Source organism: Chryseobacterium sp. C2(2020) (assembly GCF_014218915.1).
GTDB lineage: Bacteria > Bacteroidota > Bacteroidia > Flavobacteriales > Weeksellaceae > Chryseobacterium > Chryseobacterium mucoviscidosis.
Genome location: NZ_JACLCT010000033.1, coordinates 13497 through 34012 on the forward strand (window position 1 = coordinate 13497; position 20516 = coordinate 34012).

Sequence of the window (20516 nt, forward strand, 5' to 3'; positions counted from 1 at the left end):
TTCGTTTATTTAAAAAAGACAAAAATGGTATTACTTTGATAAGTTTTACGCCTTTGTATATCTTAAAAGCTGAATTCTTAATAATTGAAACTCTTTGTTTTACCTTGCGTTTAAGAAGACTTATCACGAACTCAGGTCAATTAATTTCCCTGAAATGCTTTATAAAAAGCGGTTTCAATTTCCTGTTGATCGCTTTCGACATATCGTCTTGAAAAGTGAATAGGAATGGCTTCTTTCACTTCACATTCTTTCATGATTTTTCCGGATGCAGATGCAAAACTGTGATAGTTGATCTTCGCAAATTCCTGATCTTCATCTTTGTAAAACGTTTCGATGTACACCATATCCGCTTCTCTGAAAACTGTTTTTATCTTTTCATAATTGTCTTCGCAGACCGCGTGATCCATGATTACGCCTAATTTATATCCTTTGTTTCGAGTCAGAAAGTGAAATAAACCGGATGCTTTATAAACCGTTCCTTCAATCTCGATTTCTTGGTCGGAATCGTTGTTTTCAAAGGCTTTCTTCAATTCGCTGATCCATTTTCCTTTTTTGAATTCTAAACCGTTTTCATTAAAAGTAACCGAATCTTTTTCCGCGAATAAATACGCAATGGAATTTGTTTTGTGATCCAAAATTGCAAAATCAACATTTACATATTCGTCTTCAAAAAGGAAATTCTGAGTTTTTATCAATTCCAGATTCCAATGTGGAGGACAAATTTTATAGACATTAATTTCTTCTTTAGAAACGATTTCTCTAATCTCATATTCAATCGCATTTTCATCAATTAAATTCCAAGTGTAAGATTTTAATCTTGCTTCAATTTGCTGATGAATATTTTTCGGTCCGCAAATCACTATTTTTTCTCCGCTTCCAATCTGATGTCTGAAAATGCCATCAAAATTGGAAAAGTGATCAATGTGAGTATGACTGATGAATATTGCCGAAACGGATTGTACTTCTTTCACCGTCAGCAAACTTGCTTCACCGCAATCGCATAAATAATGCTTTGCTGAATTCGGAACTTTTAGTAATATACTGATATCTTCTTTTAATAGACTTTTTATTTCTGCCTGTAACATTTTTTCTAATTTTTTATAAACTATAAAGTTTACACTCAGTTTGTCATTCCGTAGGAATCTAAGCGTATAATTTTTTATTATTTCTACAAACTTTGCTTAGATTCCTACGGAATGACAAAGAGTGCGTTTAATAATAAAATATTTTAACTTTTATGGTTCAATTTAACACATAAAAAGTTCCGGTAAATATATTACCGAAACTACACTTTTAGAGTCATTAACTCTTCTTTTATCACATCAATGACCAAAGAATTCAGTTTTTTATTGATTCTTTTCTGTTCTTCTTTCTCAATGGTTTCGAAAACTTTTGGGAAATCTTTTTCAAAATCTTCTAAAATATCCTGCGCAAAAAGACCAATGACTTTCCCAATCATTTTGGGTTCGAATTCGCCAATTTTGCTGACAACATTATTCAATCTGTTTGCAGTTGCATATTTTTGGATTTCTCCCCAGATATTCTGAGCTTTTTCGCTAAAGCTGATTTGTTTTTGAACGGTTTTTTCCTGTTTTCTTACCACTTTAGATTTTTCAATCCATTTTTCATTTTTATTTTTCAGGATGACTCTTGAGCCGTTTCCAAAATATCTGGTTTTTAAAGTTTTCACAATGGTTCCTTCACATCTATTGTTCTCGATTTCAGGAAGTCCAAGCCAACCCGGAATTTTAGAATCGAAAACATTCGGAAACTTCAAAGCATCTTCCAAAGTTCCCTGAAAAAGAATTTTTGCATAGAAAAATCCGGTTTCTTCGAAAATTTCATTCACCACATCGGTATCCAGATAAGTAGTTCCGTTCAATTTAATGTCGAATGCGTAAAATTCGTTGTGCGGAGCATATTCAATACCTTTCTGCACTTTTACCGCATCTTTTACAGGCTCCACTTCTTTGTGTTTGTAACCACCGCCGAACAATTCACCGTAGATCACAACCGTTTCAACATCGGGATGAATATTTTTCACTTTTTCGAATACTTCGATGACGTTTTTTCTGTAGCGTTCTAAAATCTGATGTGCGTTGAAGAATTTTTCATCCTTTTCGATGAAAGCAGTTCTTTTGCCGATTTTAATTTCCTTTCCGTCGGTAAAGAAAGAGAAATTAGCTCCGTGAACCTTCTCCTGCACGATGAAAATCTCATCCCAAAAACCCTGAATCCTGATCTGATCGATCACGCGGTTTTGGTAAGCATTTTCTATGGAGTTATATGTTTTGAAAATCATTTTTTTAATTTTTAATTTGGTTTTTACTAAACCTCACAGGTTTTGAAAACCTGTGAGGTTTCACTACTGTATCATCTATCAGCCTAAAAATATCCATTACCATTTTTTAAAGTTTTTTAAAAGGATTTCAATATTTTCCTTTCCTACAGGATTCATGGAATGGCAATAGAACTGTGGCAAATCCAAATAGTTATCCATGCAATATTCTACCAGCCATTTTGCACAATCGTAGCCTGTTTTTTCCACAAATTCCTGAGAATCGGACTTCAAATAATGTTCATCGGCAAGGTCGTGGTCAAAAGAAATCATTTCCGGAAGTCCTTTTTCCAAAATCCTGCTGACAAACTGTTCGTAATTCCGAACGATATGCCAGTCTTTTCTGAGGAAAATATCCTGTTTGGTATATTGATACGCTTCAACAGGATATCGTATATCATCCAGAAACAGTAATCTTTTTGTTAGTTCCATTGCTTATTTTTTAATTTGAAAAGTAAATATTCAAAGCTTTGATAATACTTATCACATTTGTATTCGGATAAAATACTGAACTGTTGATGCAGTTGATTTCAACAATTTTCCAGCTTTCATTGGTTAAACAAATATCCATTACAAAAGCTTCTTCCAGATTGAAAAGCTGAATCATTTCATTGGCGAAATTCAATCCTTCTTCTGAAACTTTTTTCTCAAAAGGAGCATTATCATTGAATTTATAATATCCTGCATCGATAATCTGTCCGCCAACAATCCAAAGTCTTGCTTCTTTTATTGTTCGTTTTGCTTCAGAAATCTGAACCAAAGAATCTTCTGTAATTCTGTTGGTTTGATTTTGCAATGCTTCAAAAGCAAAATCTTTCCATTCCGTTTCGTTGAAGACTTTTCCTGTAAAAATTTTCGCTTCATTGTAAGGTTTGATGAATTTGAGTTCATCTTTTTTCCAAATCAATTCTTCCGAAATTTTATGTACGGAAACTTTGTGATTAAGAAGGTTTTCACCATAGTATTTGGAATACACTTCATACAGGTGATTTCCTCCGTAAAAAGAACCGGGAAACCAATCGGTATTTTGTTTTGCCAATCTTGCAATCGTCACCGAACCGTATACGAAAACATCTTTTCTGTCTGTTTCGAAGTCAATTTTTTGTGCGGTTGGAGGAATATTAATTACGCTGTAATCAATATTTAATTCTTCCAAAGCATCAAAAATTCTGTAATGATCGGGATCTAAATATACATTAGCCTGAACTAAAAAATACATGGTTATTTGTTTTTAGGGTTCTTTTATTTGCTTTTTACAATACCCGCCAATTCCAGTTTTGCATCTTCAGGAAATCCTGAAAGTCCGGGAATATCGTTGTATTCTACAATTATTTTTTCTCCGTTTTCTGTTTCCAGAACATCAATCGCCACAATATCTGCTTTGATGTTTTCCTGTAACAGTTTTACTTTTTCTATCCATTCTTTTTCGGGCTCGATGAGTTGATATTGCTGAGTTAAAGAATTGGCTTTCCAATATTTCCCTTTTCTTTTCATTGCCCAGACTTTATCATTGATAGCCAGATAACGGATGTCATATTGATAATCAATAAATTTCTCTGTCGTCACATAATCCTGATGAATAAAGAGTAAATCTTTCAGTTCTTCCCATTGTTCTTCGGTTGAAACAAGACTCTTTCCGTATCCGCCGTGATGATTTCCAACTTTAACCACAAAGGGAAATTGCATTTCCAGATTTTTCAATTGAGTTGTATTGGTTGCGACATTAAAATCAATCACAGGTAATCCAAGCTTTTTCAATCTGTTTAACATAGATAATCTTTCGTAACCCATTAATAATGTTGAAGCTGAATTCACACATGGAATTCCTGAATATTCAATCAATTCCAAAATGTTTCTGTGCTTTGCTTCAGGATTGATCGCTCCCAATCTCCAAAAAATAACATCCGGTTTGCAGACTCCATTCTCATCAATGGCATACAGTTCAGCATTTTTTACGATAAATTCTGAGGTCTGAACTTTCTTCTGAACCACATCAAATCCTGCAAAGTAATCCTGCCAGTATTTTTCTCCGTTGATGATTAAAATTGTTTTCATTGTTTTATTTTTTTGGATGGAGGCTAGAAGCTGGATGAAGGAAATTAAATTCATACTGTTAAAAAACTTCCATCTCCCATCATCCCGCTTCCAGCTATTTTATACCATCATATCAGCACAATTGGAACTTGCGAAGGCGTAAGGTTTTGCTTTAAACACATATCCCATTCCAAGAATATATCCCATTGCGTCTCTTAAGGCAACATTGGATTTGAAATCCGGATCGGTATTAATGTCTGCATGTACCTCCATTTCCACTCCATAAGCATCCAGAACAGCGCAAATGGCGTAAGCAATTTCTACGGATTTGTTAACCTCGTTCAGCATACGTTCTTTGATACTGATAGTCTGTATTTCTCTTTCTTTTCTGATAAAGGTAAACGCTCCTTTTCCCTCACGAATAAATACTACTGCCGTAGCATAATTAATGGCATCCCCATATACATGGGAGTCTGAACCTACACAAACCTTCAGTCGGTGTCCATTTGCCTGTTCGCGGATGATGGCTTCTTCTACCAATTGGGTGATAGAGTTTTGGAAAATTTTTCCTGTCATGTTCTGCCATACTTGTTGTTGCGTTTCCATTTTTTCTACATGTTTTAAATTTGTTATATTTAAATTTTTATTAATTATTATTTGAATATCTGTAATCCAGCAGAGTGCTTTTTTAACGCAAAGTCCTCAAAGATTTTTTACTACTCACTGCTATTAGAGTTCGCAAAGGCGTTTCACTCAGCTAAGAATACAAAGCTTTTTTAAATTCACTTGCGAAGCAAATTGACCATTGACCATTGACCATTACATTCCTGCACTCCGAACCGGATTCGAACCAATACCATCAGTTTTGGAGACTGAGATGCTGCCATTACACCATCGGAGTAGTTTTTGTTGATTCATCAGGACTCGAACCTGAACAACAAGAGTCAAAGTCTTGTGTGCTGACCAATTACACTATGAATCAATTTTATAAGTAATGAGTAATAGGTAATTAGTAATTTTTTTGCGCATAATTCATTACTTATTGCACATTACTTATTACTTATATCTCGTGGAACAGACAGGAATTGAACCTATACCTTTAGTTTTTCAGACTAACGTGCAGACCTGCTACACCACTCTTCCAATTTTATAGGTAATGAGTAATTGATAATCAATAATATTTTTTGCCTGCAATTTATTACCCATTGCTTATTACCGATTACTTATATTCTGTACGGGAAGAGGGATTCGAACCCCCAAAACCTTGAGCCTAAATCAAGTGTGTCTACCATTTCCACCATTCCCGCGGATTTCATTAGTAATGAGTAATTGGTAATCAGTAATAAAAATTATCTTCTATAAATTTATAATTCGTATTAACCTTCAATAATTATTCATTGCTTATTACTTATATTTTTAGGTTCGAGAAAAGCCTGTCTATATTTATAAACTATGCCTGTAATGTTTTTTTAAAGATCTTCTGCGCTCGACAGACCTTTCTCTTTCCATTTAACCTATTTCTTTGTGAATTGTCAATCGTCAATTTACTTCGTAGTCAATTATTAAATTCACTTGCGGAGCAAAATTCACCATTCACCTTTTCACTTTCCTGTACTCTATAAGGGAATCGAACCCTTGTTTTCTGCTCGAAAGGCAGGCGTCCTGAACCGTTAGACGAATAGAGCATCTTTGTTATGAATTGTTAATCGTCAATTTCTTTGCAGTCATTTTTTAAATTGACAATTGACTATTTACCATTCACTTTTCTTTGACCATCTGACCAGGAGTCGAACCTGAACAACAAGAGTACATTTCCTGCATGCTGCCATTACATTATCAGCGGTGTGGTGGAAGTAGTAGGATTCGAACCTACTCAGCAATGAAGCAACAGATTTACAGTCTGCCCCGACTCTCCAGCTTCGGCGTACTTCCTTTTTCATGAGTAATAATTAATTGGTAATGAGTAATATTTTCCAACTAACTTTTTTAATCTTTAATTTTTGAAGAAAAACAAAGCCTGTCTTAATTTTTAGTTTGATGTAAGAACTTCTGCGCTCGACAAACTTTTTCTTTCTTCGGAACTAATCTAATTTTAGTTATTTGAGATGGTTATGGGATTGTTCATAACCTTTTTATTCTTTTTTATCTGAATTCACGAATGTTTCAAATTTCAAACCCACTCAGCTTACGCAACGGTTTTGCAGACCGCCCCGACTCTTCCACTTCGGCGAACCATCGTTTTTGCAACTAGTTGTTGGTTGCTGGTTGATCGTTTTTAGATAATATTATATCTCTAAATTCTAGCTTCTAATCAAAAAAATAAAGTCTGTCTTATTTTTTTGTTTGATATAAGAACTTCTGCGCTTTGACAAACTTTATCTGATCTAAAATTTATATTATGTTTAAAACTTTCATTATCCCGCTTCAAAATGAGTTAAGAAAAAGCCTGTCTATATAATATCGTGTTTTTGGCTAAAGATCTTCTGCTCTCGACAAACCTTTTCTTTTTCTCTTTGAAACAATTAACTTAGTGTGAATTGTGAATAGCCAATTGTCAATTCGCTTTGCTTGTCAATTTTTAAATTCACTTACGAAGTAAAATTCACTATTTACCATTCACTTTTCTGTAATTTCGGAAGGACTCGAACCTTCAACCTTCGGCTTATGAAACCGATACTCTAACCTATTGAGCTACGAAATCGTTTTTAATTTGGTGAATAGCCAATTGTCAATTTGCTTTACTTATCAATTTTTAAATTCACTTACGAAGTAAAATTCACCATTGACCATTCACTTTTCTGTAATTTCGGAAGGACTCGAACCTTCAACCTTCGGCTTATGAAACCGATACTCTAACCTATTGAGCTACGAAATCGTTTTTAATTTGGTGAATAATCAATTGTCAATTCGCTTTGCTTGTCAATTTTTAAATCCACTTACGAAGTAAAATTCACCATTGACTATTCACTTTTTGCACTCCATAAGGGAATCGAACCCTTGTCGTTCGGTAGAAAGCCGAATGCACTAACCTCTATGCTAATGGAGCAAACTGTCTGGAAAGCAGGGCTCGAACCTGCGACCTCCCGCGTCCAAGGCGGGTAAACAACCACCGTTATCTTTCCAGTTTTGCAGATTCACTTCCATTTTCTTTTCTGGGAGACAGCCGGAGCCGAAATTTTCCGTGAATCTTTGCGGTCTATGCGAGAATCGAACTCGCAGTGCCCGAGAGACAGTCGGGAAGGTTAACCATTACCTCAATAGACCTTTTGCGGAGAGCAAAGGAATCGAACCTTCACTACTGTCGTAGAACTCATTAGCAGTAAGCCGCAACAAACCAGTATTTGCCTACTCTCCTTTTGTGATTCCGACAGGACTCGAACCTGTAACCCTGGGTTTAGAAAACCCATGCTCTATCCAATTGAGCTACGGAACCTTAGTATTGTGAATGATCAATGGTCAATTGTCAATTTCGCGTTGCTTGTCAATTTTCAATTTACTTGAAATAAAATTCACTATTGACTATTCACTTTTTTGTAATCCCAGAAGGATTCGAACCTTCAACCTTCGACGTATCAGGTCGATGCTCCAACCATTTGAGTTATGAGATTGTTTTTATGTTGTGAATGGTCAATCGTCAATGCGCGTTGCTTGTCATTTTTAAATTCACTTGAAACAAAATTCACTATTGACCATTCATTTTTTGTAATCCCAGAAAGATTTGAACTTTCAACCCCCGGTTTAAAAGACCGGTGCTCTAACCATTCGAGCTATGAGATTGTTTTTATGTTGTGAATGGTCAATCGTCAATTCGCTTTGCTTGTCAATTTTGAATTCACTTGAAATAAAATTCACTATTGACCATTCATTTTTTGTAATCCCAGAAGGACTCGAACCTTCAACCTTTGGTTTCGTAGACCAACGCTCTATCCAATTGAGCCATGAGATTGTTTTTATATTTTGTGAATGGTCAATCGTCAATTCGTCTTGCTCATCAATTTTTAAATTCACTTACGAAGTAAAATTCACTATTAACTATTCACATTTTTGGGTATCTCCGGGGATCGAACCCTGTTCTCCGGTGCCACAAACCGACGCTTTACCAAATAAGCTAGAGAAACCATACAACCATAAAAAAAGCGCCTCTTTTCGGGAGGCGCTTTATATTTCTGGACGTGTCAGTTCATTAGCTGACCCATGTATATAAGCACCTTTTTCCCACAAATTCACTATCAAGAAGAATAACACAAGCATATCTTTGCCCCATCGGTTCTGTACCGCGTTGTCCTGAATATAAATTAGATATGTTATGTAATTGTTTCATTTTATTCTTGTTGTTTTAAAAATGTTTTTTTGAAAGGCTTGAAAACCTGTTGCTTTCAATTTTCGGTTGCAAAGTAAATATGATTTTTTTTAACTCGCAAATTTATTTTTCATTTAAATATTTGGAAATCAATTAATTATGCGCTAATTTCAGAATAGAGGATTTCCGTCCGCAATACTTTGCAGATGTCTTAAATACCTAAATGACTGTCTCTCATCGGGTTACTTATCACGCTCTATTTTCTTATTAATTGTTCATTTGTTATTAAATAATTTTCATTTTTATGGTTATTTTTTTTCATTCTAAATAATTTCTGCTCTAAAAACACAAAAAACGCCTCGGTAATCGAGGCGTTTTTGCAGTATTTTGATAAAATTTTTACGGTTTTACAGTAAATAATTTTCAAAGCAAGCACATTTCGCCTCATAAGATATCATCCATTCATACCCAAACGATCCCTTTAGTACAGGGCTATCGCATAGATTTAAACTGATATGTGCTCTTTGTATTGTCATTATTTTATGGTTGCAAAGATAAATCTTTTTCTTAAAAGTTTTTTATTTTGTCATTGCGAACTGAAAGTGAAGCAATCTATATTATATCATTTTACTTTGAGATTGCTTCGTCGCCTTGCTCCTCGCAATGACGAATCATCAATTTCTGAATATCCTGTTCCTTCCCGTCTTATATCTGGAAATATCTTTCAGAATCACTTCATCATCCGGATTGAAATGTTTCAGTTCATTCACGATTTCTGAGCGGGTTGCTACTTTTTCGGCGATGATTTCATAGGCAATATTTCTTGTGGTCGATTGAAGTTTCGGATCTTTTTTAAATTCATGCTTCATGGCTTCAAGATAAGTAATCTTTTTCTCCGAAGACGTTTTCTGATAAAGTTCATGAATCTGCTGATCGAGTTTTTTCACATCAAAAATATTGGCAAAATAGTTATTGAGACAGTTAAAAGCATCACGGTCTTCTTCCCAGCCTTTCAGCAAGATTTTCTGCGCTTCTTCGGGCAATTCCATTTTTTTACGGTAAATTAAAGAACCTTTTACCATCTGACTGTTGTTTACATAATCGTCCACAACCATCTGATAATAGATATTGGCATTTTTGGCATCATTAATTTTCCTGTAGAGATCGCCTACTTTTTCTTTCTGTTCGAGTTCTTTGTACAAATCGATTGCTTTTTTATACTGCTTTGCTTTTTCGTAGCAGTTTGCGGCTTCCGATTTATTCTTCAGTTTTTTAAGATAAATTACTGCGGCTTCATTGTATAAACCTCCTTCTTCCAGTGTTTTTGCTCCGCGATAGTAATCTTTCATCAAGTTCATGTATACTTTTGCCGCTCTTTTATAATCTTTTTCGCTGATGTATTTTTGGGCCAGTTCTTCGTATTTATTCCTGATCTTATCGAAAAGAGATGCTTCCAGATAAAAATTTCCCCCTCCGTTTCTGCCTTTTCCCGAAGAGTTGCTTTCTTTTTCCTTTTTTTCCAACTGCATGAGTACCACAAAAATGATGAACGCAACAATGGCAAAAATCACCAAAGTTCCTACCACACTCCAAAAACTCTGATGGAAAAGCTGCGCCAGAATTCCGATTATTTTGATGATGGCGAGAATGAAAAATGCCGCCATAAATTTGTCTGTAAATTTCTGTCTATTCATCCTTATCAGATTTTAAAATGGTTTCATCTTCGCTGAAAAGACGGTAAAGAAGCAATACAATACCGATAATAAGAATCCATACAAACCAGTTGTACCCAAACATTTCGATCAGCGGATAGAAAATATACGCTAACATGGTAATCAGAATAATCATTAGGAAAATCTTGGTTCCCGCCGGAACATTATCTCCGCCTACATTCAGCGATTTTCTTTTGACGAAGAAAGAATACAGTCCTACCGCTCCTGTCATCGCAACAATCAGCCAGAAAATTTCTGTAAAAGAGGTGCTTTTTTCTTCCGGATTACTTTTTTCAGCGTTCAGTGTCGAAATAGCAGGCGGAGTCTGTGGAAGCTCCTTCGTTCCGTACAGCCTTCCCAAAGAATCTTCCACCAAAATGGCTTTCTTTTTCATAATGGTTTTTACAACTCCTTCATCGGCAGGTTTCCCTGAACCTGATTTCTGAATGGAATCTTTAATTTTCTCTCGGATCTTTCCTTCATTCTGAGCCAGATATTTTACAATTTTCTTTCGGTATACTCTTTTTAATGAATCGGTTGCCGCATCTGTTTTGTCATTCAGCTTAAAAATATCATTCTGAATTTTATCAAGTGGTCTTCCTCCGTTTTTGAGATATTCCTGATAACTTTTTTCACCCGGTTTGCTCATGCTTAGAGAAGCACTCATATGTTCTTTCATCAGTTCTCTCCGCTTTTTTCCGTACATGGAGTCGATCTTCATATCAATATCGGTAACTCCTGATTTGTACGCCACTACGGGAGCCATCATTGTTTTATCCGGAGTCTGAACTTTGCCTGAAGAAATGGATTGCGATTCTTTAGTTCCATCTTTATTAAGGTTCATAAAAACCCGGACTAATCCGATCATTAAAAGAACCGCCCAGAATACCCAACGGTAATTTCTACCGGAAGATTTTCCGTTAAAATCGTCTTCCTCTTTTTTACCAAACAGTTTTTCGAGCCATGAATTTTTAAATTTAAAAATCTCGAAACCATCTCCTCTCGAAGTTCCCGTAATATCCAACGGAACGCCAAGTTCTACTGCTCTGTCAGGATATTTTTCGATATATTTTAGATATTTTTCGATTTCCTTTTTATTTCCCGTCATCACCTTTTTCATGTCAAAGGGAAGGTTTTTCATCCATTCTTCTTCGGTTTGCGGTTTTTCGAGAGATTCCAGAACTTTTTCATCGTCCATTTCAACGGTAAAACTTTCGATTTTCTGAGGAATCTGAACTCCTTTCGAGGGTTTTCTTACTATATCTTCCGAGATTTCCGGATTCTGAATGATGGAGATCCAGTCGATTTCTTCATTCAATTTAACCAAACCAAATTCGGGATGCATGATGAGATATTCCGCATCGATATTCTGCCACTCTTCAGGATTTACTTTCGGATAAAAGACCGTATTTTCAGGAATAAAAAATCTATTGTCGACGCATTGAAAATAAGAATTTCTGCCAATTTCGTTCGGAGCCAGATTTTTAAATACCAAAAAACATCCGTACAAAATATTAGGTTCTGTGGAAGGAATCGGGAACGACTGAACTTGATGTAAATCTATTCCTAATATTTCCATTTCATTAAGCCATACAAGCTGCGAAGAACCTTTGATTAAAAGTCCTTTTTTGGGGTAATTATTTTTCGGAAAGGGTTTAATTCTAAGTTCCATATTCCCAAATTTGATCTATAAACCGTTCCATATATTCAACATACATTTCTTTCATTGTTCGCACTTTCAAAAGTGTATTCTGCGGAAGATAATATTCTGAGCCTCCGAATTCCGTGTTGGTTGCTAACGCCAGATTTCCATATTCTGTAGAAGGAATGTAAAATTCGGGGATATTTTTATTGCTGCTTTTAAAAGTCAGCATTCCGCGATTGTCCGTTATAATTTCGCTTCCGTCTGAAAAGGTAAATTTGTTTTTATTCTGCTCCGCACAGATTTCCAGCGGATAATTATTTCTGTAAAACGTGATGGAATCTTCGTTATATAATTTGTTTAATTCGTTATTTGAAATGACTAGCTTTTTTTCTGTATTGATTCCGATATTGTGGAAATTATTTAAAATTTTAATCCCGCTGTTTTTCAATTTATCCAATTCGGTTTTTACTTTTCTATCATTTTTTTCAACCTCATAAAGATCATTTTTAATCAATTCAATTGAAATATTTCCTTCTAAATTAATTTTATAAACATCATCAATTCTTTGCTCGAACAAATAAAAATTTTTGTTGAAATACGCAACTTCAAACCAGTCTTTAATATTATATCCTGTCAAATTCAGTTCAGAATATTCTTTAGTATTTAAATTTAATTTGGAAATCAGCTTTTTATCGGGTTGATACTGGCATAAAATAAAGTCTCCCTGCTTATTTTTCGCCAACGCAAACTGACCTTTTGGCTTTACGGAAATATCATCAATTAAAATTTCGCAGCCATGATGCGTTTTATACGTGTCATAATAATTGCGGTTGTAATAATTGTCTGAAAGATAGGTTCTCAGCAACTGTTTTTTATTGCTTAAAATAAAAAATTCACCTTCATACAGAAAGGTTGCGATTTTATTGATTGGCGCAGGAAACAAAATCGGATAATTGAACGGAACATTTGCTTTTTTGCCGTTTCCTGAAAATTTACTTTCCCTTCTCTGTCTTCTTTCCGGCGGGTTTGCCCACAGTTCCTGCAACGGAAGCATAATTTTCTGGATGTGCTTTCTTGTTCCTTTATGATATTTGTAAAAGTTCAGTTCACCGTTTGCAGAAGTTGTCACCAAAAATTTCAGGCGGTCTCTGTTTTCATGAATGATTTTCTGAAGATTTTGATGGCTTAAGTTTTCCTGATTCGTGATGAAAAAAACTTCCAGATCTTTTTCTTTATGTTCTTTATTAAAAAACTTTTCAAGTGCGCCTGAAACTTCCAGAACCGGACTTACATGATTGAGATTTTCCACTACTTCATCCACATTATCCAGAGACATCGGGATGATATTCTGTCCCAATGCAAAAACTTTGCATTCTGAAAGTGCTTTCGGATGTTTGATGACCGCAATTGCCGATGCAAACCCCAAAACTTTCGGGGTTCCCCAGTTTTTCAGGGAAGTATCAATTAAAATAATTCTTTCAAAAATATTTTCTTCGGGCGGAATTTCTCTTTGGATAAACAACGCTTCATTGTTTGCAACACGGTTCATGAAAATGTCGTCTTCATTGGCAAATTCAGACAAAAGCATTCTGTGAAGTTCGCCTTTATTCGTCATATCCGAGATTCCTCCAATCGGCTGTTCTCCGGGCGAAAGATGACGCATCGGGATTTTCAGACCGCTCCAGATCCTTTTAATCAAACTTCCGACCTGAAACGTTTTCGGCTCTTCAATAAGTTCCTGAATAAAATCTTTATCGGTTTCAACGGTGGTTTCTTCTTCCACCACTTCATCTTCCAATTCCGAAATATCTGTGAAACCTTTCATGGCATTGATAATGGATTTTCTAGTCGGAAATTTATTCTGAAGAAGCGCTAAAGTTTTAATATCTCTGTTAACCGCAATTGAAGTCAGAGGCTTTTTAACAGCAGCTTCGCCGATGATATGAGGTTTGGTCTCAAATATTTTTAAGATTAACCCTGAATTTACAGAGGAAACCCGATTGTGACTGTCTTTAAAAATGGTCTGTAAAAGAATGATTTTATTCTGTCCCCGCTTTAAAGAACTTCCGATACTGCTCAGATTTTCTAAAAATTTAATGACAAGATCTACATCGGATTCATTTTCCGCAAAATTATCTTTCTGTCTGTTCAGATAATAAAAAACGCCGTCTAAATTTAAGTAGCCATCATGAAGCGCATACAAAACAAGCAATAAAGAACCGAAAGGCGGAAGACCCTGTTCTTTAAGTTCCTTAAGAATTTCCATTACGTAGGGTCTGTACGCAATTGCGCCTACATTCGGGATCGAAATAAGGTTGTTTTCATTATATCGGGTGTCGTCCGGAACATCTTCGTCGGTTGTCCACTCCCAGAAATAATTGATATATGATTGGAAATATGCAATTATATCCATTCCTGTGATTTTTCAGTCAGTCGGAAAGAGCTTACGGATAATTTGCGGAAATCTTCTTTATTTAGGTAAAGAACATTTCCGTTTTCGTTCCATAAAAGCCACTGATCGCGACCTGCGTTATATTTTCTCTGTAATAAAGAGCTCATGTTTTTAAATTCAAAATCGTAACCTGTAGGTAAAAGATGTCCGTCTTTTGACCAAAATGTTTTTCCCGGAAAACTTAATAAAGGGGTTCCTAGAAATAAGGCATTGTCATTAATCACCAACCATTCGATTTTCTCCACTTTAAATTTCGGCAGCGCAATTATGGTTTCCCTGATTTCTTTCATTGAGCATAACAATGCTGTTGCAGGATGCTCTTCTTCGCTCGGTTTCAGTTTAATTTCAATTTTTCCGTCAATTCCGAAAAAATTATTATTGAATGAAGGAAAAGTTAAGCGCAAAGCTTTATCAATGGAAGTCCACAGTAAAGCCGTTCTCATTTTTTTGCTCGGAACCAAAGCCTCTTTTCTGAATAAAAGTCCGTCTCTTAATTCATAAAGCAGAAAATTCGGCAACTGTTGAATTTCCGGTGAAACCGCCTGTTCATCGGTAAAACCTTTCAGCCAGACTACATCTTCTTCTAAAGCGATCTGAACATTTTTCCAGTCACGGATCGAGCCCAGAACATCTTCATCTGCACGCGGAATTTCTGCCCAGAATTCTTTTAGACTGTTTGAAGAATCTTTTGCCATAGATTTTCAATTTCCTGTTGAATGTACTGTTTCTGCTCAGGGATTCTGATCCACTCGCATCGCGTCTGAAGGTATCTCAGTTTATCTTTGATGACGTTCTGTTCTTCAAAACTCAAAGATCCCTGATTCCATTTTTCGACTAAGATTTTTACGTCTTTCATCACTTCTTCCGGATTCGGCGTTTTGTTTTGCAACGCCTGCGGATGAGATTTTGGATGATCATCTTTTTCAATCGTTCTGTTGATTATACCTTCGAGAATTTCAATCTGTTCTTCGGTGTCCCAAATATGTTTTAGCACCCATAAATCTGATAAAATGGCTTCGTTTCTGCCACAAATTAAAGCACTTGCCGCGATAAGGTTCTGCAATTTAACGGCTCTACGGTCGGAAATGGCAATTCCTGTATTTCGGAGACTGATGATGGTATTTAAATAGACTTCGTAAATGGGTCTTAGATCGACTGTTTTACAAAGATTCTGAAGTTCTTTTATTTCGTGGGAAAGAATTTCGGGCGTTTCTGTTTCTGTATTATTTTCCAGTTTTCTTCCTGCTAAAAGCACCTGATGAAGAAGGTCGGGATGAACATAATCTACATTAATTCTGATGAGAAAACGGTCAAACAACGCATTCAATGCTTCGTCTTCAGGAAGAACGTTACTCGCTCCCACGAACATGAGCGCAGGAAGGTGCTTGGTTTCTTTTCCTCTTTTAAAAATCTTTTCATTTAAAGCCATCAAAAGGGAATTCAGAATGGCTGAATTGGCATTGAAAATCTCATCAAGAAAAACCATGGATGCTTCGGGCATCATTCCTTCGGTGTTGGTTAATAATTCTCCTTCTTTTAATTTTCTGATATCAAAAGGACCAAAAATTTCGTTCGGTTCTGTGAAACGGGTCAATAAATATTCGAAGTTTTTTCCGTCTTTCACGGTTTTTGCCAACGTTCTTACAATGGCAGATTTTGCGGTTCCGGGAGGTCCGTACAAAAAGGCGTTTTCTCTTGCCAGAAGACAGATTCCCAATAAATCGACGACATCGTTTTTTCCGACAAAGGTTTCTTTGACGTGGTTAAGAACGGTGTTTAATTTTTCTATATTTTGAGTCATTTGTTTTTATGTTATAATTTTTCTTGATGGAAATTATTATTTTTTTTGAACTGTTTTTTTAACGCAAAGTCCGCAAAGTTTCTTTTAACTACTAACTGTTTTTAAGTTCGCAAAGGTACTTCGACAAGCTCAGCATAAACTATTCATTTAACAAAGCAAGCAAAGGTCTAAATTTATTGTTATTTTTCTTTTTTGACGAAAATAATTGTTTTTTTGAACTGTTTTTTTAACACAAAGTCCACAAAGTTTTTATTTACTTTCTATATATTTTAATCATTAAGATTTATTAAGGGTTTAAGATTAGTTAAGAGAAATAAATTTCTTAAGCTTGCCTTTAATTTGCTTGCAAATTCTTAATTCGTCTTAACTTCTTACCTATTCTTAATTGTTTAATTTTTGCGTGATTTTAGGTTTTGAACGCAAAGACCACAAAGTTTATTTTAACTACTAACTGTTTTTAAGTTCGCAAAGGTGCTTCGACAAGTTCAGTATAAACTATTCACTTAGCAAAGAAGAAAAAGGTTAGTTTTCTGTTGTTTTTAATTCTTTCCAAAATACATCTTTATGCAGTCCAAATTCAGCAATTAACAACTGATTGAGGTAAGGAATTTCAGCAAGCCGATAGGATTTCTTTTCTACAATTCTTTCCAGATAGAGCTTTCGGTAGGTTTTGTCTTTTAATTCTTCTTCCCAGTTGGTGTCTTCGAGATCGAGATCAAATCCTACTGCTGAATAGTGAAATTGTTTCAGAATATTTTCCAGCATTTTCACCAAAGGATCTTCCGGATCTGAAACCTGTAAAGCAGAAACAATCTGTGGTAAAAACCGGAGTGATAAATCTGCGGACAGGATGCCTGAAACATCTCTTTTCCCTTTGAAAGACGGAATTAATTTGTTTAAATCTTTAGCCGTATTTTCTCTTATTAAATGAAGCTGCGCACTGTGATAGACTATTTTGGCAGCCCAGACTGCTGTTTCTGTATCGCAGACAAGTGTGTCGGATAAAAATTCAAGCCTTTCTTTTTCAAATTCAGCCTGAAAATAATCTGCGGCATCCTGTTCTTCCTTTTTGGTAATTTCATGAATATCTGAAAAAATGGTAATGCATTCTTCTTTTCGAAGCAGAAATAAAGTGTCTAAAAAAGCTGATTTTTTTTCCATCATTTAACAAAAATAAAAAATATTCTTTTCGAATTGAAAATTTTGAAGGTAAGTTGATTATAAATCTTTAATTAAAAAATTATTGTTCAAGGATTAAGAAATCACAATTTTATATCTTTGCCCTTTCAAATAAAAAATTATGAGTATCCACATCAGTGCAAAAAAAGGAGAAATTGCTAAAGTTGTTTTACAACCCGGAGATCCGCTGCGTGCCAAATACATTGCGGAAAACTTTTTGGAAGATGCTAAACTGGTAAGCCAGACCAGAGGAATTTTATATTACACAGGTTTATATAAAGGGAAAGAAATCTCTGTGGGAGCAAGCGGAATGGGCTTTCCAAGCATCGGAATTTACTCTTTTGAACTTTTTACAGAGTATGATGTAGAGACGATCATCAGAATCGGAACCTGCGGTGCGTATACCACAGATCTGAAAGTGTATGATCTTCTGAATGTGGAAAATGCAGCCAGTGAAAGCACCTACGCAAAATTCGCATGGGGAATTGAAGAGGAAAGTATTTCTCATCAGGGAAATATCTTCAATACCATCAACGAAACGGCAAAAGAAATGTCTTTAACGGCAAAAGCGACGAACATCCACAGTAGTGATATTTTTTACAGAAAAGATCCTGCAATTCCAGCAATTGCTACAAAATATAATTGTCCGGCGGTAGAAATGGAAGCTTTCGGATTGTTTGCCAATGCTAAACATTTAGGAAAAAATGCGGCAACGATTCTTACGGTTTCGGATATTATTCCTACGCACGAAAATATTTCGGCTGACCAGAGAGAAAAGGCTTTGAAACCAATGATCGAGCTTGCTTTGGAAGCGGGGATTAAGAGTTTGTAATCATTATCGATCATCCAAAATAAAAAGAGTTTTACATCATCTGTAGAACTCTTTTTTTATATCCTGAAAAAATTACGGGCGACTTCCGTGGTTTCATCTGCAACTTCTGCTATGCCGATTTTCTTCAGATGGGCAATCGTCTGTGCTACATACGGTAAAAAGGAAGGCTCGTTTCTGCGGTTCTGCATTCTCGGCATATTTTTCGGAAGCATAAAAGGCGCATCGGTTTCAATCATCATCCGGTCGAGAGGAACGTATTTTATCACTTCTTCCAAATGTTTAAACCTGTTCTGATCGCTGATGGCTCCCGTAAATCCTAAATAAAAGCCTTTATCCAGATATATTTTGGCTTCCTGTAAAGTTCCTGTAAAACAATGAACGACGGCTTTTGGAAGTTTAGACAAATATTCATCCGTTATTTCATTAAATCTTTTAAAGGCAGATCTTTCATGAAGAAAAAGCGGTTTATTCACTTCAACCGAAAGTTCAAGCTGGGCGCGGTAACATTTTTCCTGAACAGGTCTTGGTGAAAAATCCCTGTCGAAATCCAGTCCGCATTCTCCTACGGAAACAACGTGGTCTTGTTTTAATAATGTTTTTAATGCAGGAATGCTTTCGCTGTTGAAAGATTTTGCATCATGAGGATGAATTCCCGCCGTTGAAAACAGAATTTCGGGATAATCTTCTGCAATTTCCGCAGATTCTTTGCTTCCGCGAACGCTCGTTCCCGTGAGAATCATCTGCTCTACTCCATTGTCGAGTGCGCGGTTGATTATTTCTTCCTGTTCGTCATAAAATTGTTTATTGGTTAAGTTTATACCAATGTCGATTAATGTGTTCATTTCTTTATTAAATTTAGTTTTATTGGACATATTTCTTTTGCCTTGAAGCAAAAGAAACAAAAATTCAAGACCTGGAATCTGAATGCTAAAAATTAATAATATTCTCTAAAAATTCTAAACTCGCGCGAATTTCACATTTGTCCTTCGGCTCTAAATAGCTCCCGCGCTCAAACAGTAGAATTTTTTTAACGTTCACATGATTAATTTTCTTAACGCTTCAACTTCCTATGTCGGTTTAATGAAATAAAATCTGCGTCATCCGCAAAATCTGCGAGAGAAAAAGATTAATCATAAAATGTTTTTAAAATTTAAAAAAAGGGAAACAGGCAGGAATTGAACCTGCAACTCATCTTAGAATGATGCGCTTTTCCGTTAAACTACTGCTTCCGTATGAAAATTTAAGCGTTTATAATATCTTCAATCATCATTTTTAATTCAGGAAGTGCTTTTGAACTGCTTTCCTGTACCGAAAATAATGTTTTGCTTCCTTTCAAAATATAATCAAAATACGTATCGCTCTCAGGATTGACCACGACGATCCATTTTGCACGGATTTTTACCGCTTCCACAATATTTACAGGCAAAGCCGTTGATCCCGAAGTTCCGACTACAAATAAAATATCTGTATGGTCTGCAATGTTGTAAGCCGTATCGAAATGATAGTATTTTTCATTATAACTTTCATCAAACCATAAAGTATGAGGACGAAGCCAATTTCCGCACTTTTTACATTTCAGATCGTCGATATCATCTGCCGTTAAATCTTCGGTATATTCTTTAAACTTAATATTTTCAGGAAAATCGAAAGGTTCGCTGCATTCTTTTGAACATCGGACTTTCTGTTTGCTTCCATGAATTTCATAGACATTCTGCGTTCCCGATCTTTGGTGAAGCCCGTCAACATTTTGAGTAATTAGCTTAAATCTTTCACCTAAAAGTTTTTCAATTTTCGTAATCGCCAAATGTCCCGGATTAGGTTTTGCTTCGGCAATCATTTTCTTCCAGAACAGATTATACTGCCATACTTCTTCCTGATTCTGGCTGAAATATTTATACGTCCCGAATTCTTCCGGACGGTGATATTTTGTTCCTTTAATCCAGATTCCGTCGATCGAGCGGTAAGTCGGAAGTCCGCTTTCCGCAGAAATTCCGGCTCCGGTAAGGAAAGTAATGTATCCTTGTTTTTCTTTAAGGATGGTATTTAATATGGTTTGTAATTCTTTCATGATTTTCATTTTAATTTTCTTTTGCCTTGAAGCAAAACAAAAGTTCAAGACTTGGAATCTTACGCTAAAAATTAATAATGTTCTCTAAAAATTCTAAAACTCGCGCGAATTTGGTATTTGCTTTTTGATTTAATATTTTCCCCGCGCTCAAACAG

General features: G+C 35.6%; 15 protein-coding genes and 18 tRNA genes. 1 reads left to right on the forward strand and 32 read right to left on the reverse strand.

What is annotated here, in order from left to right; genetic code table 11:
- Positions 1–140: 140 nt before the first annotated feature.
- The 29 genes from H6W52_RS16370 to H6W52_RS16510 all read right to left on the reverse strand — a co-directional run bounded on the left by H6W52_RS16370 (position 141) and on the right by H6W52_RS16510 (position 17443).
- Complete coding sequence (locus H6W52_RS16370; RefSeq protein WP_116099311.1) at positions 141–1085, reverse strand: peptidase; 945 nt, start codon at positions 1083–1085, stop codon at positions 141–143.
- 200 nt (positions 1086–1285) lie between these two features.
- On the reverse strand, positions 1286–2302 hold the full coding sequence (locus H6W52_RS16375) for an RNA ligase, Rnl2 family (protein WP_116099310.1): 1017 nt from the start codon (positions 2300–2302) through the stop codon (positions 1286–1288).
- Between the two features lie 96 nt (positions 2303–2398).
- The gene (locus H6W52_RS16380; protein ID WP_116099309.1) at positions 2399–2770 is read right to left on the reverse strand and encodes a cyclic-phosphate processing receiver domain-containing protein; all 372 of its coding nucleotides are present in this window, start codon (positions 2768–2770) and stop codon (positions 2399–2401) included.
- A 10-nt stretch (positions 2771–2780) separates the two neighbouring features.
- Entirely contained in the window at positions 2781–3557 is a 777-nt protein-coding gene (locus H6W52_RS16385; RefSeq protein WP_116099308.1) for an ATP-grasp domain-containing protein, read from the reverse strand.
- A 23-nt stretch (positions 3558–3580) separates the two neighbouring features.
- Positions 3581–4393, reverse strand: a complete 813-nt coding sequence (locus H6W52_RS16390; RefSeq protein WP_116099327.1) for a RimK family alpha-L-glutamate ligase — start codon at positions 4391–4393, stop codon at positions 3581–3583.
- Between the two features lie 99 nt (positions 4394–4492).
- Positions 4493–4978: a ribonuclease H-like YkuK family protein gene (locus tag H6W52_RS16395; protein WP_029298559.1), complete on the reverse strand. Its 486-nt coding sequence runs from the start codon at positions 4976–4978 to the stop codon at positions 4493–4495.
- Positions 4979–5202: 224 nt separating this feature from the next.
- Positions 5203–5273 (reverse strand) — tRNA-Trp (locus H6W52_RS16400).
- A gap of 8 nt (positions 5274–5281) precedes the next feature.
- Positions 5282–5354, reverse strand: a tRNA-Gln gene (locus tag H6W52_RS16405).
- An 88-nt stretch (positions 5355–5442) separates the two neighbouring features.
- Positions 5443–5515 (reverse strand) — tRNA-Phe (locus H6W52_RS16410).
- 90 nt (positions 5516–5605) lie between these two features.
- A tRNA-Leu gene (locus tag H6W52_RS16415) sits at positions 5606–5679 on the reverse strand.
- Between the two features lie 305 nt (positions 5680–5984).
- Positions 5985–6057, reverse strand: a tRNA-Glu gene (locus tag H6W52_RS16420).
- A gap of 160 nt (positions 6058–6217) precedes the next feature.
- A tRNA-Tyr gene (locus tag H6W52_RS16425) sits at positions 6218–6304 on the reverse strand.
- A gap of 695 nt (positions 6305–6999) precedes the next feature.
- Positions 7000–7073 (reverse strand) — tRNA-Met (locus H6W52_RS16430).
- A 100-nt stretch (positions 7074–7173) separates the two neighbouring features.
- A tRNA-Met gene (locus H6W52_RS16435) sits at positions 7174–7247 on the reverse strand.
- A gap of 99 nt (positions 7248–7346) precedes the next feature.
- Positions 7347–7418: transfer RNA gene (locus H6W52_RS16440), tRNA-Glu, on the reverse strand.
- 6 nt (positions 7419–7424) lie between these two features.
- Positions 7425–7496, reverse strand: a tRNA-Pro gene (locus H6W52_RS16445).
- Positions 7497–7564: 68 nt separating this feature from the next.
- Positions 7565–7636 (reverse strand) — tRNA-Asp (locus tag H6W52_RS16450).
- Between the two features lie 5 nt (positions 7637–7641).
- Positions 7642–7726: transfer RNA gene (locus tag H6W52_RS16455), tRNA-Ser, on the reverse strand.
- A 5-nt stretch (positions 7727–7731) separates the two neighbouring features.
- Positions 7732–7805, reverse strand: a tRNA-Arg gene (locus H6W52_RS16460).
- A gap of 101 nt (positions 7806–7906) precedes the next feature.
- Positions 7907–7980: transfer RNA gene (locus tag H6W52_RS16465), tRNA-Ile, on the reverse strand.
- Positions 7981–8075: 95 nt separating this feature from the next.
- Positions 8076–8149: transfer RNA gene (locus H6W52_RS16470), tRNA-Lys, on the reverse strand.
- Positions 8150–8244: 95 nt separating this feature from the next.
- Positions 8245–8318: transfer RNA gene (locus tag H6W52_RS16475), tRNA-Arg, on the reverse strand.
- Between the two features lie 100 nt (positions 8319–8418).
- Positions 8419–8491, reverse strand: a tRNA-His gene (locus H6W52_RS16480).
- Between the two features lie 855 nt (positions 8492–9346).
- On the reverse strand, positions 9347–10366 hold the full coding sequence (locus tag H6W52_RS16485; protein ID WP_116099306.1) for a tetratricopeptide repeat protein: 1020 nt from the start codon (positions 10364–10366) through the stop codon (positions 9347–9349).
- Positions 10359–12056 carry an APC family permease gene (locus H6W52_RS16490; RefSeq protein ID WP_116099305.1) on the reverse strand — a complete coding sequence of 566 codons (1698 nt, stop codon included), beginning with the start codon at positions 12054–12056 and terminating at the stop codon, positions 10359–10361. The genes H6W52_RS16485 and H6W52_RS16490 overlap by 8 nt, the downstream gene beginning before the upstream one ends.
- A complete protein-coding gene (locus H6W52_RS16495) occupies positions 12046–14442 on the reverse strand; it encodes a hypothetical protein (RefSeq protein ID WP_116099304.1) in 2397 nt (798 codons plus the stop codon). The genes H6W52_RS16490 and H6W52_RS16495 overlap by 11 nt, the downstream gene beginning before the upstream one ends.
- Complete coding sequence (locus H6W52_RS16500) at positions 14433–15176, reverse strand: hypothetical protein (RefSeq protein ID WP_116099303.1); 744 nt, start codon at positions 15174–15176, stop codon at positions 14433–14435. The genes H6W52_RS16495 and H6W52_RS16500 overlap by 10 nt, the downstream gene beginning before the upstream one ends.
- A complete protein-coding gene (locus H6W52_RS16505; protein ID WP_116099302.1) occupies positions 15149–16282 on the reverse strand; it encodes an AAA family ATPase in 1134 nt (377 codons plus the stop codon). The genes H6W52_RS16500 and H6W52_RS16505 overlap by 28 nt, the downstream gene beginning before the upstream one ends.
- Positions 16283–16804: 522 nt before the next feature.
- Positions 16805–17443, reverse strand: a complete 639-nt coding sequence (locus tag H6W52_RS16510; protein ID WP_116099326.1) for a hypothetical protein — start codon at positions 17441–17443, stop codon at positions 16805–16807.
- Between the two features lie 139 nt (positions 17444–17582).
- Between H6W52_RS16510 and deoD the strand changes: the two genes are divergently transcribed.
- Complete coding sequence (gene deoD, locus H6W52_RS16515) at positions 17583–18293, forward strand: purine-nucleoside phosphorylase (protein WP_116099301.1); 711 nt, start codon at positions 17583–17585, stop codon at positions 18291–18293.
- A gap of 56 nt (positions 18294–18349) precedes the next feature.
- On the opposite strand, the gene H6W52_RS16520 is transcribed toward deoD, so the two are convergent.
- The 3 genes from H6W52_RS16520 to H6W52_RS16530 form a co-directional block, all read right to left on the reverse strand.
- Positions 18350–19135: a TatD family hydrolase gene (locus H6W52_RS16520; protein ID WP_116099325.1), complete on the reverse strand. Its 786-nt coding sequence runs from the start codon at positions 19133–19135 to the stop codon at positions 18350–18352.
- Between the two features lie 318 nt (positions 19136–19453).
- Positions 19454–19522: transfer RNA gene (locus H6W52_RS16525), tRNA-Arg, on the reverse strand.
- Positions 19523–19533: 11 nt separating this feature from the next.
- Positions 19534–20361: an SIR2 family NAD-dependent protein deacylase gene (locus H6W52_RS16530; RefSeq protein WP_116099324.1), complete on the reverse strand. Its 828-nt coding sequence runs from the start codon at positions 20359–20361 to the stop codon at positions 19534–19536.
- Positions 20362–20516 lie beyond the last annotated feature (155 nt).